Origin of the sequence: Micromonospora sp. NPDC005298, from assembly GCF_040607375.1 — a bacterium.
Classification (GTDB): Bacteria; Actinomycetota; Actinomycetes; order Mycobacteriales; family Micromonosporaceae; genus Micromonospora.
Genome location: NZ_JBEXGP010000029.1, coordinates 53,356 through 67,888 on the forward strand (window position 1 = coordinate 53,356; position 14,533 = coordinate 67,888).

Below are 14,533 nucleotides of genomic sequence, written 5' to 3' on the forward strand. Positions count from 1 at the left end.
TCAGTCGGCGCGCCGGCCCAGTGCGTCGAGCTCCCGCAGCCCGGGGGTCTGCTGGATCACCGAGGTGAAACTGACCTTCTCGCTGGCGGCGGTGAGCCCGGCGAGCACGGCCAGCGCACCGGCCCGGCCGAGGGGGCCGGTGCGGGCGGCGAGCGCGACGCCGAGCAGCGCCCCGAGGGCGTTCGCGCCGCTGTCGCCGAGCATGACGTCCTCGGCCAGGTCGTCGCGGAGCAGGCCCGCGGCCGCGCCGGCCGCCCCGGCGGCGATCCCGCCGTGCGGGCCGCCGGCCAGCGGCGCGGCGAGCAGCAGCCCGGACTTGATGGCCCGGCCGGGCCGCAGGTCGAGCAGGTTGAGCAGGTTGGCGGTGCCCGCGATCACGCCGGCGCCGAGCAGCACGTCGACGCCCCGAGCGAACGTGCCGTGGCGTTGCCGACGCGGGTGCGCCGCGACCCGGGGGTCGGCGGCGAGCAGCGCGGCGGCGCCCAGCCCGGCGGCGCCCACGCCGACGACCTTGACCATGCCGGCGGTGACCCGTCCCTCGCGCAGGGCGGCGAGATGACCGGCGAAGCCCTTCGCCGCCTTCTGCTCCGGCCGGCCGCCGACCACGTCGTCGTACAGCCCCACGCCACCCGCGCCGAGGCCGGCGACCAGGGCCGCCCCACCCGAGGCGCCGCTGGTCGCGCCGAACGCGCCGACGGTGGCCGCGCCGACGGCGAGCGCCGGCCCGGCGGCCAGGGTCACCGCCCGGCCACGGAAGTTGGTGCGCTCCAGCGCGGGCCCGACCGGGGCGCCGCGCACCTCGCGCAGCGCGTACCGGGCCACCGCGGCACCAGCGCCGGCGATCAGCAGCCGGCCCAGCGCCCTCACGCCGCCACCTTCTCGATTACGGACACGGAGGTACGTCGTTCGCTCACTGGGGCAGTCTAGGCAGCAGGGAGGCGGCGTTGTCGCCCACGCCGTACTGGCCCGCCTTCTTCTCGGTGAGCTGCTGCACCAGGGCGAGGCTGGTGACCAGCTGGCCCTGCACGGTGTTGGCGTTGTCGACCGTGGAGATCGTCTGCGCGAGTACCGGGTCGCCACGGACCACGGAGACCAGGTTGCCGCCGACCGAGCCGTTGCCGCCCACCACGATCGAGCCGGTCCGGTCGAACTGCTCGGCGATCTTGACGACCGACTCGTCCCGCTTGTCGGAGTCCTTGTCCACGTACGGCTGTCCGCTGACCACGACGACCGCCTCCGCCGAGCCGGTGACCTTGTTGCTGTCGGTGGTCAGGTAGCCGGCGTTGTTGTACGCGGCGAGCACCGCCCGCCGGTCGGCGTCGCTGACCGGCGCGGTGCCCTGTGTGCGGTCCAGCAGGACGCTCGCCAGCAGGGCGCTGGAGGTCTCCACGCCGTGCCCGTTGCCGGGCAGGCCGGTGGTCTGCGCGGTCGGCCGGGCGGCGGTGACGGCGAGTTCCAGAAGGTTGGAGTTGTTGTCCGGGTTGATGAACTTGTCCTGCAAATCGACCCGGCCGGTGATGGTGGCGCCGGCGAGCTGGAGCTTCTTGAGCACGCCCTCGGTGTGGTCACGCCCGTTGGGCAGGCTGAGCACCACGACCCGGCGTCCGGTGAGGGTGCCCGGCAGGACGACCTGGGACATCTCCTCGGCGAACTCCTCCTCCAGCCCGAGCTGCTTCTCCATGTTGCTGACCGTCTGGCGCCACTGCTGGTTGTCCTTGCGCAGCCCGGTGACCTGCTCCTTGAGTGAGTCGGCGACCGGGCCGTTGAGGGCGGCCGTGCCGACCACCAGGCCGATCGCCAGAGCCAGGAAGACCGCGGTGAGGGACACCACGTGGTAGCGGAAGTTGATCACGCTTGCAGCCTCTTGATCGCTCGGGAACTAGAAGAGCCGGTACAGCTGGAACACGAAATTGTCCCACCACTCGGCGACCACGCCCAGGTACGCCTTGCCGACGGTGGAGACGGCCACCGCGGACGCCATCGCCGCGATCGCCGACAGCACGAGCAGCAGCAGCGACGAACCGGAGATGCTCTGCCGGTAGAGCCGGCTCACGCCCTTGGCGTCGACCAGCTTGCCGCCGACCTTCAACCGGGTCAAAAACGTGGAGGCCATCCCGCCACGACCCTTGTCCAGGAATTCGACGAGCGTGGCGTGGGTGCCGACGGCGACCAGCAGCGACGCGCCCTTCTCGTCGGCCAGCAGCATCGCCAGGTCCTCGCTCGTCGCCGCGGCCGGGAAGGTGATCGCCGGCACGCCGAGGCCGTTGACCCGGGGCAGACCGGGCGCCCGCCCGTCCGGGTAGGCGTGCACGATCACCTCGGCGCCGCAGCGCAGCACGTCGTCGGTGACCGAGTCCATGTCCCCGATGATCATGTCGGGGGTGTAGCCGGCCTCGACCAGGGCGTCCGCGCCGCCGTCGACACCGATCAGCACCGGCTTGAACTCCCGGATGTACGGGCGCAGCACGTCCAGGTCGGCCTTGTAGTCGTAGCCGCGCACCACGATCAGGCAGTGCCGGCCCTGGATCTGGGTCTCGATGTCGGGTACGCCCACACCGTCGAGCAGCAGGTCGCGCTCCTGGCGCAGGTAGTCCATCGTGTTGGCGGCGAACGCCTCCAACTGCACCGACAGACCCTCCCGCGCGTCGGCCATCGCCTTGGCGACCGACTCGGCGTCCTGCAGGGTGCCGTGCGCCACCGGCTCGTCGCCGGCGAAGACCGTGTTGCCCTCGATGCGCACCTGGTCGCCCTCGCGGATCCGCTCGAAGACGCCCTCACCGAGGTCGTCGAGCAGGGGAATTCCGGCGGCGACCAACACCTCCGGGCCGAGGTTCGGGTAACGCCCGGACACCGAGGGCTTGGCGTTCAGGACCGCCGCGACACCGACGGCGACCAACGAATCGGCCGCCACCCGGTCCAGATCGACGTGGTCGATGACCGCGATGTCACCCGGACGCAGCCGGCCGACCAGGCGCTTTGTCCGGCGATCGAGGCGCGCGGTGCCGAGCACTCGGCCCGGCTCGGCGTTTCGGTTCCGGCGCAACGTGGGTAGACGCATCGTGACCATCCTGGCATGTGAGGCAGGCTTTTCTGTCGCGACATGCCTGAGCAGGGCCGCCTACCCAGGGAAGCACACACCGGCGCAAGCCGGTGTGCTTGCGCTCACAATACGCGGTGTCACGGCCGCCTTTCCTTCGCGGCTACCGCGAGAAGCTCCTCGGCGTGGGCGATACCCAGATCCGAGTCGGGCAAACCAGCGAGCATCCGGGCCAGTTCCCGGGCCCGCTCGGTGTCCTCCACCACCCGTACGCCACTGGTGGTCACCGCGCCACCGGTGTCCTTCGCCACCACCAGATGCCGGTCGGCGAATGCGGCCACCTGCGGCAGGTGGGTGACGACCAACACCTGGTGACTGCGGGCCAACCGGGCCAACCGCCGGCCGATCTCCACCGCCGCCTGACCGCCGACTCCGGCGTCGACCTCGTCGAAGACCAGCGTGGGCGGGCCACCCGAGCCGGCGAAGACCACCTCGATGGCGAGCATCACCCGGGACAACTCGCCACCTGACGCGCCGCGCTGCAACGGCAACGACGGGGCGCCCGGGTGAGCGAGCAACCGCAGCTCCACCTCGTCACCGCCGTCCGGGCCGACACCCACCTCCACCCCGTTGACCGACAGCGCCGGCTCGGCGCGACCCGCCGGGCGGGGCAGCACCGCCACCTCGATCCGGGCGTGCGGCATGGCCAGACCGGCCAGCTCGACAGTGACCTGGTCGGCGAAACGCACAGCCGCCTCCTGCCGCGACGCCGACACCCGGCCGGCCAGCTCGGCCACCTCACCGGCCAACCGCTGGCCCTCGCGCTCCAACTCGTCGAGCAGGTCGTCGGACATGTCCAGATCGGACAGACGGGTGCGGGCCCGATCGGCCCACGCGATCACCCCGTCGACATCGTCGGCGTACTTGCGGGTCAACGCGCGCAGCGCGGCCCGCCGCTCGTAGACGTGCTGCAACCGGGCCGGATCCGCGTCGAGCGTCGCCAGGTACGCCGACAGCTCCGCGGACACGTCGGTGACCAGGGTCGCGGCCTCCTCCAGCCGGGCCGCCAACTCGCCCAACGCCGGATCGGTGCCGGCCTGCGCTTCCAGGGTGCGCCGGGCCGTGCCGAGCAGAGCCGCCGCGTCAGGTGTCTCGTCGGCCGCCTCCGCGCCGCCGGCCACGCACACCTGGGCCAGCTGCGCGGCCGTCCGCAGCCCCTCGGCGTGCTCCAGCCGCTGCGCCTCGGTCTTCAGCTCGTCGTCCTCACCGGGCTGCGGGTCGACCCGGGTGATCTCGTCGAGGCCGAGCCGCAGCAGGTCGGCCTCCTGGTTGCGTTCGCGGGCGTTGCGCCGCCGGTCGGCCAGGTCGTCGACGACCCGCCGCCACCCCGTGTACGCCTCGCGCAGCGCGTCGAGCAGCTTCTCGTGCGCCGGGCCGGCGAACCGGTCGAGCGCGGCGCGCTGCTCGGCCGGGCGCAGCAGCCGCAACTGGTCGGACTGGCCGTGCACGGCCACCGCCTGCTCGCCGACCTCACCGAGCATCGACACCGGCATGCTGCGGCCACCGACGTGCGCCCGGGAGCGGCCCTCGACAGTCACCGTGCGGCTCAACAGCAGCGAGCCGTCCTCGTCGGGCTCACCGCCGGCGTCGGTGATGCGCGCGTACACCGCGTCGGCGACCCGACCCTCCAGCCGCAGCCGACCCTCCACCACGGCCCGGCCGGGTTGGGCACGGACACGTCCGGCGTCGGCCCGGCCACCGAAGAGCAGGCCGAGACCGGTCACCACCATCGTCTTGCCCGCACCGGTCTCGCCGGTGATGACGTTCATGCCGCCGGTCAGCGGCAGCGTCGTGTCGTCGATGACGCCCAGCCCGGTGATGCGCAGCTCTTCCAGCACAGCACCCGACAGTAGACGCGTGGCCCGACAGTTGACCAGCCGACGGGCCCGTCGGTGGGCCGCGACGCCGCCCCCACCTGGCCGACGTACAGTTCTGCCCCGTGTTGGACGTGATCGGCCTGACCCCCGCCGAGGAGGAGCTGTACCGCTGCCTGTTGCAGCTCACCACCGCCCGGATCGACGAGCTGGTCCGCCGGTTGGACCGGCCGCGGGCGCAGGTCGTGGCCGAGGTGCGGGCGCTGCGCGCCAAGGGCCTGGTGCAGCCCACCGACGCCGACCCGGACGCTCCGCTGCGCCCGAACGCCCCGGACGTCGCCCTCGGCGCGGCACTGCTGCGCCGGCAGGAGGACCTGGAGGCGGCCCGCCGGCGGGTCACCCAGCTGGCCGAGGAGTACCGCTCCGGGCTGCGCCGGCACCACGTCGACCACCTCGTCGAGGTGATCACCGGCACCCGGGTGCTCCGCGACCGGCTGCGCGACCTGCAGAACTCGGCGCGTACGGAGGTGCTCTGGTTCTGCCGGGCCAACCCCCTGGCCATGGCCGGGCCGGAGAACGTGGAGGAGTTCGACGCGCTGGCCCGGGGGGTGAGCTACCGGGCCATCTACGAACGGGAACTGCTGCTGGAACCGGGCGCGCTCGCCGACCTGGCCAAGGGCGTCGGCGCCGGCGAACAGGCCCGCGTCCTGGACCGACTGCCGGTCCGACTGGCCATCGTGGACGCCAACACCGCCATCTGCCCGCTGGTGCCCGACCGCGACGGCGGCGAGCCGAGCGCCGCCGTGATCGGCCGCAGTCAACTGCTCGACGCGCTGCTCGCCCTGTTCGAGAGCCACTGGCGGATGGCCACCCGGCTGCGGCTGGAGGACCCGCTCACCGACGCGACCGACGGCGGCCCGCACACCGCAGGCCCGGCCGACGGGTACCGGCCGGACGCCGACGAGGCGCGTCTGCTGTCCCTGTTCGTGGCCGGCGTGCCGGACAAGTCCATCGCCTCCCAGCTCGGCGTGAGCCGGCGGACCGTGCAACGGCGGCTCGCCGACCTGATGGACGCCGCCGGCGTGGACACCCGCCCCGGGCTGGCGTTCCAGGTGGCCCGCCGCGGCTGGATCTGACGCCGGCGCGGCCTCGGGCGCGAACGGGGCGGGACGGCCGGAGCCGCCCCGCCCGCACACCTCAGCGCAGCCCGTACGCGTCGACCACGGTCTGCTCGACGGTGTTCCCGGCCCGGTCGCGGGCGTGCACCCGCAGCGAGACCGTTCCCCGCCCGGCCGGCACCGTCGCCGTGTACCGGGTGCCCGAGCCTCGGGTCGGCGCGGACCGCCAGGTGGCGCCCCCGTCGAAGGAGACCTCCACCCGGACGCTGGTACCCGTCGGCGCGGGCACCCCGGCCGGCTGGCGCAGGGTCAGGCCCACCTGGTGCGACCGGTTGCCGCGAACCGTGTTGGACAGGTCGGCCGGCACCCGGTAGTCCACCTGCAACAGCGACAGCGGGACGGCGGCGCCACCCGACGGCCGCGCCGAGGTGAACTCCCAGGCCGTCTCGGTACGGGTGGCGTAGCGCCACGCGGCCGACGCCCGCCGGGTCGTCAGGTCCAGGCGGTAGCGTGCCGCCGCCGCGCCGGTCGGCACCGGCGCCCAGCCGTCGGACAGGTCGGCGATCTGCCGCCCGTCGCGGCTGACCCGCGCCTCGACGGTGTCCGACTCCTCGCTGTTCCCGGCCACCGTGTAGTGGCCGTCGGCGTCGACGAACTCGGGCACCCGCAGGTCCAGGCTGTCACCGGTGCGCGTCGGCACGGAGGCCCCACCGGCCGGTACGGCCGGACGGACCACCGACGCGTGCCAGGTCTCGCGCTCCCGGTCGTCGGCGTCGTACCGCCGGGGCGCCTCGGTGAGACCACCGGTCAACTGCCCCCACTGCATGAACATCGACTTGTGCAACACCCGGTGCTGCCACCAGTTGTCCCCGGCGCTGACGAACTCCTGCCGGGTGGTCCCGTTGCGGACCATCCGCTGGTCGTCGTTCCAGGCGTACTCCTGCCACGGCCGCCAGCCGAACCGCTCCTCCGTGGCCCAGCCCGCGCCCATGTCGGCGTAGCTCGCGGTCACCTCGGCGGTGTTCCTCGCGGTCACCGTGTGCACGATCCGCTCGGGCACCCGGCCCTTCGACACCTGCCACACGTCGTACAGGTAGGGGCTGTCCACGGTCAGCGTCAGGTCCAGCGTCGCCCGACCCCGGCGCGCCGCCGCGATCAGCCGCTGCCCATCGTCGTACGCGACGACCATCGCCGGGATCGGCAGGCGCTCCCCGCCCGGCCGCCACACCGTCCACGCGGAGAAGTCCTCCGGCCGGACGATCAGCACCACCGCGGCGCCGGCCTTCGCGGCGGCGGCCACCTGCTCCTCCTCGGAGAGGTCCGGGTCGGCGGTGAGCAACGCGGCGGCCCCCCGCACCCGGGTCAGCTCGCCGGGAGTTCCGGTGCCGGCCCAGACCAGCGGCAGCTTGCGCCGACCGGTCGGTGCCGGCGAGGTGCCCAGCAGGTTGATGTCCGACGGGCCGGAGACCCCGCTGACCGTCGCGTCCACCATCGGCGCGACGAGCTGCCAGCGCGAGGCGAACTCGAACTCACCCTGGCGCACCTGCCGGGTGGGCGTGACGTTGACCTGCTGGACGGTGCTGTAGGCCATCACACCGTGGTCGATCTGCCGGCCGTTGCCCAACACCCGGTGCACGTAGAAGCTGAGCGTGGCCCGCTGCTCGCTGGGCTTCGGCGTCTCGATCCGCACCGGCGTGCCCTTGCGGGCGTCGAGCACCACGGTCAGGTCCCGGTCGACGACCAGCTCCGGCTCGACGGTCTGGGTCATCTGCTCGTCCAGCGGGGCGCCGTGCTCGACCAGCGCGGTCAGCAGGTACGTGCCCTCCTCGACCTGGAGGGTGCCCTCACCCGGCCACCAGCCCCAGTAGTCCGACTCGGGCTGCTCGCCGAACAGGGTCAGCCCGGGCGAGAGGGTCAGCTGACCCTGCCGGTCCAGCACCTTGACGGTGACCTGGTGCAGAGGGCCGCTGACGGTGAGCCCGACCGGCGTCCGCACGGCGACGCCGTCCGTACCGGTCGCCACCAGCCACCCGCCGTGCGGTCCCCGGCCCAGCTTCGCCGGGTCGGCGCGCAACGGTACGGCCACGCTGGCACCCGCCGGCACGCTCATCTCGCCGGAGCCGACGGCGACACCGTCGGTCTCGGCCGCTCCGCTGTCCAGGTTGCGCAGGTCCAGGGCCAGGCGCAGGGTCTGCGCGGCCTTCGTGCCGTTCGTGTACGTCACGGTCCGCTCGACGGCCCCGCCGCCGGTGGAGATCCGGCCGAAGTCGACTGTGGATGACGCGTACACCCGCTGGGTGAGCGCCCGCGCCACGTCGACCCGGCCGCCGCCCTGCTCGAAGACGGTCAGCGCCGGGTTTGCCTTCGTGGTGCTGACCAGGGCGTCCTTGAGCTTCCCGGCCGCCCAGTCGGGGTGTTCCTGGGCGAGGATCGCCGCCGCGCCGGCCACGTGCGGGGTGGCCATGGAGGTCCCCGACGCGGTCGTGTAGGCGTCGCCCACCGGCGTACCCATGGTGGTGCCGGCGGCCCGCGCGGCGACGATGCCGACGCCCGGCGCGGTGATCTCGGGCTTGAGGCCGTTGTCGCCGAGACGCGGCCCGCGGCTGGAGAACTCGGCGAGGTTGTCGGCGCGGTCCACCGCGCCGACGGTGAGCGCCGCGGTGGCCGCGCCCGGAGAGCCGACGGTACGCGCGGCGCCCGCGTTGCCGGCGGCGACGACGAAGAGCGCGCCGGTCTCGGCGGTCAGGTCGTTGACCGCCTGGCTCATCGGGTCGGTGCCGTCGGTCGGGTCGCCGCCGAGGCTCATGCTGACGACCTTCGCGCCGGAGTGCGCGGCCCACTCCATGCCGGCGATGATCGCCGAGGAACTGCCGGAGCCGCCGTCGTCGAGCACCTTGCCGACCAGCAGCCGCGCACCGGGCGCCACGCCCTTGCGCAGGCCCTCCGACGCGGCGCCGCTGCCGGCGATGGTGGCCGCCACGTGGGTGCCGTGGCCGTGACCGTCCCGGGCGCTGCCGCTGTCGGAGAAGTCCCGCGCCTCGGCGATCCGCCCGGCCAGGTCGGGATGGGTGGCGTCGACGCCGGTGTCGAGGACGGCCACCGTGACGCCGTTGCCGTCCCGGCCGGCCGCCCACGCCTGCGGCGCGCCGATCTGCGGCACGCTGTGCTCCAGGGCGGGGCGTACCCGGGCGTCCAGCCAGACGCGGGCGATGCCGCCACCCAGCGTGGGGGCGGCGGCGGTGGCGCGGGTGGCCGGTGTGGCGGCCAGCGTCGTCCACAGGCCACCGAGCTCGCCCTTGCCGACCCGCAACGCGGCGCCGTTGATGCTCGCCAGGGGGCGGGCGTCGGCGGTGACGGCGAGCGGCCGGACCCGCCCGGCGGCCGGCTCCTGGTAGCGGACGATCAGCGGCAGGTCGCCCTGCGCGGCGTCGCCGTAGCCGTCGGCGGCCAACTGCTGCACGTCGAACAGGTTGCCGTCGAGGACACCGCTGGAGACGTAGGGCACCGCGTCGCTGGGCAGCACCCGGAGCCCACCGTCGACCTCCAGGGTCTGGAAGATGACGCGCTCACGCCCGGGTCCCGGCCGGACGGTGGCGGCGACCCGGCCCGGCGCCGCCGGTGCGAGCTCGACCTGGTCGCCGGTGATCAGGGTGACGCGGACGGGCGCGGCGCCCGGGGCGCTCGGGGCCGGGTTGGGGCCGGCGGGCGGGTCGGCGGACGCCGGTGCGGCGAGCCCGACCACAAGCGCGCCGACCGCGCCAGCGGTGAGCCAGCGTGGGGACCAGTGCATGGATGTGCTCCTCTACTCCTGTGGGCCCCCATCCGTGGATGTGGGCCGATCGGAGTCTGCGACGGAGCCCGTCACCAGGTCACTAGTCGCCGGCCGCCGCAGCGGCGACATGTCGTCAGGTGGACAACATCCGTGCACACACGGTGTGCCCGACGGTCACCTGCGGCTGCCGCGCCACCCGTGCACGGGAAGGCCGAACTTGGCGACCAGCCGGTCGGTGAACGGGCGTGCCCGCAGCCGCACGATGCGCACCGGCAGAGCCCCCCGACGCACGGTGACCCGGGCACCGGGCGGCAGGTCGTAGACCCGCCGGCCGTCGCAGGAGAGCACGGCGAGGGTGGTGAACGGATCCACGGTGATCACGAAGGTGGACGTGGGCGCGGTGACCAGCGGGCGGCTGAACAGCGCGTGCGCGCTGATCGGCACCAGCAGCAGCGCCTCCACCTCCGGCCAGACCACCGGCCCGCCGCCGGAGAACGCGTACGCGGTGGAGCCGGTGGGGGTGGCGCAGACGACACCGTCGCAGCCGTAGCGGGACAGTGGCCTGCCGTCCACGTCGACGAGCAGTTCGAGCATCTGCGCCCGCTCGCCCTTCTCGACGCTTATCTCGTTGAGCGCCCACGACTCGATGGTCGGGCCGCCGTCGAACTCGGCGGTGACGTCCAGGGTGAGCCGCTCGTGCACCGTGTAGTTGCGGCCGACCACGTCCCGGACCGCCGTGTCCAGGTCGTCGATCTCCGCCTCGGCCAGGAAACCCACCTTGCCGAGGTTGATGCCGAGCAGCGGCGCCTTCGCCGGCCGGGCCAGCTCCGCCGCGCGCAGGAAGGTGCCGTCCCCGCCGAGCGCGAACACGATCTCGGCGCCCTCGGCGGCCTCCGGGCCGGCCACCGGCACCACACCGGGCAGGTCCAGGTCGTCGGCCTCGTCGGCGACCACCCGTACCTCGAAACCCGCCGCGATCAGGTCGGCGGCGACCGACCGGGCGTGCTCGGTGCTGCGCCGACGACCGGTGTGGGTCACCAGCAGCGCCGTGCGATCACTCATCGGACCGGCCGCCCGTCCGCCGTCGCCCCGGCACGGTCGCGTGCCGGTGCGCACCGCCCGCTGTACGCGTTCACCCTGCGACCTCCTCCGCCGCCGCGGCCGGCACGTCGCCGGCCGTCGTCGGGCCGTCCGGCCCGGCCGCCACCACGGCCCGCACCCGCTGCGGGTCGGCCGGTGGTGCGCCCCGGCGCAACCATACGAAGAACTCCACGTTGCCGCTCGGCCCGGGCAGCGGGCTGGCCGCCACGTCGGCCAGGCCGAGGCCGAGCTGCCGCGCCGCCGCCGCCACGTCGAGCACCGCCTCGGCGCGCAGCTCCGGGTCGCGGACCACACCGCCGGCGCCCACCCGGTCCTTGCCGACCTCGAACTGCGGTTTCACCATCAACGCCAGGTCACCGTCGTCGCGGGTGCAGCCGACCAACGCCGGCAGTACCAACCGCAGCGAGATGAACGACAGGTCGGCCACCGTGAGGTCGACCGGCCCGCCGATCGTCTCCGGTTCGAGGGTACGGACGTTGGTGCGCTCCAGGACGCGGACCCGGTCGTCGGTGCGCAGCGACCAGGCGAGCTGCCCGTAGCCGACGTCCACGGCCACCACCTCGGCGGCGTCGGCGCGCAGCAGCACGTCGGTGAAGCCACCGGTCGACGCGCCGGCGTCCAGGCAGCGGCGGCCGGCGACGCGCAGCCCGGCGGGGCCGAACGCGGCGAGTGCGCCGGCCAGCTTGTGGCCGCCGCGTGAGACGTACTCCTCGGTGGGGTCCTCGCCGGTGACCAGCAACGGATCGGCGGGATCGACCATCGCGGCGGCCTTGCGCGCGGGCACCCCGCGCAGCTGGACCCGGCCGGCCTCCACCAGCGCGGCGGCCTGCTCGCGGGAGCGAGCCAGACCACGGCGGACCAGTTCGGCGTCGAGCCGGTTGCGACGTGCCATGGGTGGTTCTCCGGTCTCGCTCAGGTCTGGTCGATGGTGGCGAGGGTTTCCCGCAGCGTCTCGTAGGCCGCCTCGTACTGCGCGATCTGGTCGGCCGGGGCGAGCGTCGCCGCGTTCTCCATGGCCCGCACGGCGGCGTCGACCGCCGGGTGCCGCGCGGTGTCCGCGTCGTCGCCGCCCAGGTCGAGGTCGGGGCGGACGCTGGCCGGCGGCCCGGGTCGCACGCCGAACCCACCGGCCGGCGGGCCGGGGCGGGCAGCGGGGGGAGGTCCGGGGCGCACCCCTGGCGGCCCCGGCCGGACGTCGCCGGTCACCGGGCGCTCCGCCGGGACGACGCGGACGTCACGACTCACCGTCCGGGCGGGGCTTGCGCACGGCCTTCTTCGCCGGCATCGCCGCCGGAGTCGGGGTCTCGTCGCTGGTACGGCTGATCGTCGCGGGCGGCTTGCGCGCGATGGCCTTCTTGGCCACGGCCTTCTTCGCGACCGTCTTCTTCGCGACGGCCTTCTTCGCCACCGGCGCGGAGACGGGAGCACCGGCCGGACCGTCCGACGGCACCAGGCCCGCGTCCGGCTGCGCGGCGCGGGTCGGGTCAGGCGATGGCGTGGGGCCGGTCGCTGGTGGCGTGGGGTCGGCCGGTGGCGCGGTGGCCGGCTCGACCGCCCGCGCCTCGCGGAGCTGCCGTTCCAGGTCGCGCACCCGCCGGGTCAGCTCGGCCACCTCGTCGGCGGTGGCCAGGCCGACCGCGCCGAGCGCCCGGTCGACCTCGAACCGGACCAGCTTGGTCAGCGCCTCCCGGTTGGCCGCGCCGGTGCTCACCAGCTCCTCGCCGAGCGCCTGGAGCTGGGCGGCGGTCGCGCCGCCGGAGCCGACGAGACGACGCGCCACGTCCTGGGCCTTCTTCCGGGGCGCCTCCGCCAGGCCCATGGCCAGCTCGAGGTAGGCGCGCCACGCGTCCTGCATGCCGGTTTCCTTCCATGGGACGGGGTATCCAGGTGTCACGCTACCGGGCACCCCGGACTGTCCTGTGCGGTACGGTGCCGAGGACGGCGTGGCGATCAGCGAGGGGGAGATGTGGCCAGCGTGGACGAGTGCCGGCAGGCGTTGCAGGAGCTGGCCGTCCGGTTGGATCGCAACGCCGAGACGGTACGCGAACGGATCGACCTGGACCGGACGCTGGCCTGCCGGATCACCGACCTGCACACGGCGTTCCACGGCCGGATCAGCGGCGGCCGGCTGGTCGAGCTGACCGACGGCGACGACCCCAAGGCCAAGATCGCGCTGAGCACGTCGAGCGACGACCTGCTGGCCCTGGTCCGCGGTGACCTGGACGTCACCAACGCGGTGACCTCCCGCCGGGTGTCGATCAAGGCGAACCCGTTCGACCTGCTGAAGCTGCGCAAGCTGCTCTGACGAGCCGTCTCACCCGCCGCTGGGCAGCCCGAAGCTCTCCAGGGCGTGGGCCGCGTCGGCGCCCACCGCGCGGATCGTCGGCAGCTCCGGCACCGACCAGGCCGCCGCGCAGAGCGCGGCCAGCGCGTCCAACGGCCGACCCGAGCCGGCCAGCTCCACCGACCCGTCCCGGTCCGTGACGGACCACCCCGCGGCCTGCCCCGGGACCGCCACGACGCCCTCCGGGTCGAAGAGTCCCGCCAGGTCCCGCGCCACGTACGTGGGTCGCCGGTGCGGGCCGGCAGCCAGCAGGTCGGGTACGCCGTGGACGCCGGTGAGCACGAGCAGGCTGTCCAGCCCGGCCCGGCGCGCGCCCTCGATGTCGGTGTCCAGACGGTCACCGACGACGAGCGCCCGGCCGCCGCCGCTGCGCCGTGCGGCGGTCTCGAACAGCGCCGGCTCTGGCTTGCCCACCACCACGTCGGGGTCCCGCTCCAACGCGGTCCGCAGCACGGCCACCAGTGAGCCGTTTCCGGGCAGCGGTCCCCGACCGCTGGGCAGGGTCCGGTCGGTGTTGGTGGCGATCCAGATCGCGCCCGACCGCACGGCCACCGACGCCTCGGCCAGGTCGGCCCAGCCCACCTGCGGGCCGTACCCCTGCACCACCGCCGCCGGCTTCTCGTCGGCCCGGGACACCGGGGTCAGGCCGACCGCGCGCAACTCCGCGCGCAGCGCCTCCGCGCCGACCACGAGCACCGGCGCGCCGGCGGGCAGCCGGTCCCGCAGCAGCTCAGCCGACGCCGCCGCAGATGTGAGCACCTCCTCCGGCCGGGCCGGCACCCCCATCCCGGTCAGCAGGTCGGCGACCTCGCTGGACCGTCGGGAGGCGTTGTTCGTCGCGTACGCCACCGCCCGCCCCTCGGCGTGCAGCCGGGCCACCGCGTCGACCGCGCCGGGAATCGGCCGGTCGATCAGGTAGATCACCCCGTCCAGGTCGAAGACGACCATGGTGTACCCGTCGACCAGCCGCTTCCCGGCGTCCGCGCTCACCGCTGCGTCGGCTCCGACTCGTCGCCCCGAGCCGGGGCGGTGTCGTCGGTGTTCACCGCGTCCGTGACCGGCTCGGTCCGGTCCGCCGGTTCGGCGTTCCCGCTCCGGTCGGGGTGCCGGTCCTCGTCGTCCGCCCCGCGGCCGACGGCGCCGTCCTGCTCGTCGTCGTCCTCGTCGCGGTCGTCGTCGCGGTCGTCGTCCTCGTCGTCGCGGTCGTCGTCCTCGTCGTCGCGGTCGTCGTCCTCGTCGTCGCGGTCGTCGTCCTCGTCGTCGCGGTCGTCGTCCTCGTCGTCGCGG

At 74.4% G+C, this 14,533-nt stretch carries 12 protein-coding genes and 1 pseudogene; 2 read left to right on the forward strand and 11 right to left on the reverse strand.

Features of this window, described 5'->3' with window-relative positions; all coding sequences use genetic code 11:
* The 4 genes from ABZS77_RS27050 to recN all read right to left on the reverse strand — a co-directional run bounded on the left by ABZS77_RS27050 (nucleotide 1) and on the right by recN (nucleotide 4,935).
* Nucleotides 1-867, reverse strand: a complete 867-nt coding sequence (locus ABZS77_RS27050; RefSeq protein WP_354828395.1) for a hypothetical protein — start codon at nucleotides 865-867, stop codon at nucleotides 1-3.
* 43 nt (nucleotides 868-910) lie between these two features.
* A complete protein-coding gene (locus ABZS77_RS27055; RefSeq protein WP_354828398.1) occupies nucleotides 911-1,852 on the reverse strand; it encodes a copper transporter in 942 nt (313 codons plus the stop codon).
* A 27-nt stretch (nucleotides 1,853-1,879) separates the two neighbouring features.
* The gene (gene steA, locus ABZS77_RS27060) at nucleotides 1,880-3,058 is read right to left on the reverse strand and encodes a putative cytokinetic ring protein SteA (RefSeq protein WP_354828401.1); all 1,179 of its coding nucleotides are present in this window, start codon (nucleotides 3,056-3,058) and stop codon (nucleotides 1,880-1,882) included.
* Nucleotides 3,059-3,177: 119 nt separating this feature from the next.
* The gene (recN, locus tag ABZS77_RS27065; RefSeq protein WP_354828404.1) at nucleotides 3,178-4,935 is read right to left on the reverse strand and encodes a DNA repair protein RecN; all 1,758 of its coding nucleotides are present in this window, start codon (nucleotides 4,933-4,935) and stop codon (nucleotides 3,178-3,180) included.
* Nucleotides 4,936-5,036: 101 nt separating this feature from the next.
* Between recN and ABZS77_RS27070 the strand changes: the two genes are divergently transcribed.
* Nucleotides 5,037-6,047, forward strand: coding sequence for a helix-turn-helix domain-containing protein (locus ABZS77_RS27070; protein WP_354828407.1), 1,011 nt, complete (start codon nucleotides 5,037-5,039; stop codon nucleotides 6,045-6,047).
* Nucleotides 6,048-6,108: 61 nt separating this feature from the next.
* On the opposite strand, the gene ABZS77_RS27075 is transcribed toward ABZS77_RS27070, so the two are convergent.
* From ABZS77_RS27075 to ABZS77_RS27095, 5 genes are all read right to left on the reverse strand, one after another.
* On the reverse strand, nucleotides 6,109-9,819 hold the full coding sequence (locus ABZS77_RS27075) for a S8 family serine peptidase (protein ID WP_354828410.1): 3,711 nt from the start codon (nucleotides 9,817-9,819) through the stop codon (nucleotides 6,109-6,111).
* Nucleotides 9,820-9,975: 156 nt separating this feature from the next.
* The gene (locus ABZS77_RS27080) at nucleotides 9,976-10,863 is read right to left on the reverse strand and encodes an NAD kinase (RefSeq protein WP_354828413.1); all 888 of its coding nucleotides are present in this window, start codon (nucleotides 10,861-10,863) and stop codon (nucleotides 9,976-9,978) included.
* Nucleotides 10,864-10,933: 70 nt separating this feature from the next.
* Nucleotides 10,934-11,794, reverse strand: coding sequence for a TlyA family RNA methyltransferase (locus ABZS77_RS27085; protein WP_354828416.1), 861 nt, complete (start codon nucleotides 11,792-11,794; stop codon nucleotides 10,934-10,936).
* Nucleotides 11,795-11,814: 20 nt separating this feature from the next.
* A complete protein-coding gene (locus tag ABZS77_RS27090) occupies nucleotides 11,815-12,075 on the reverse strand; it encodes a hypothetical protein (protein WP_354828435.1) in 261 nt (86 codons plus the stop codon).
* 61 nt (nucleotides 12,076-12,136) lie between these two features.
* Nucleotides 12,137-12,757, reverse strand: coding sequence for a hypothetical protein (locus tag ABZS77_RS27095; protein WP_354828418.1), 621 nt, complete (start codon nucleotides 12,755-12,757; stop codon nucleotides 12,137-12,139).
* Between the two features lie 111 nt (nucleotides 12,758-12,868).
* On the opposite strand from ABZS77_RS27095, the gene ABZS77_RS27100 reads away from it, so the two are divergent.
* A complete protein-coding gene (locus ABZS77_RS27100) occupies nucleotides 12,869-13,207 on the forward strand; it encodes an SCP2 sterol-binding domain-containing protein (protein ID WP_354828420.1) in 339 nt (112 codons plus the stop codon).
* Nucleotides 13,208-13,216: 9 nt separating this feature from the next.
* Here ABZS77_RS27100 and ABZS77_RS27105 read toward each other — a convergent pair whose 3' ends face one another.
* Together ABZS77_RS27105 and ABZS77_RS27110 are read right to left on the reverse strand one after the other, a co-directional pair.
* Nucleotides 13,217-14,236: an HAD-IIA family hydrolase gene (locus ABZS77_RS27105; protein WP_354828423.1), complete on the reverse strand. Its 1,020-nt coding sequence runs from the start codon at nucleotides 14,234-14,236 to the stop codon at nucleotides 13,217-13,219.
* A pseudogene (locus ABZS77_RS27110) lies at nucleotides 14,233-14,533 on the reverse strand (hypothetical protein); the annotation flags it as partial. The gene ABZS77_RS27105 and the pseudogene ABZS77_RS27110, both read right to left, overlap by 4 nt.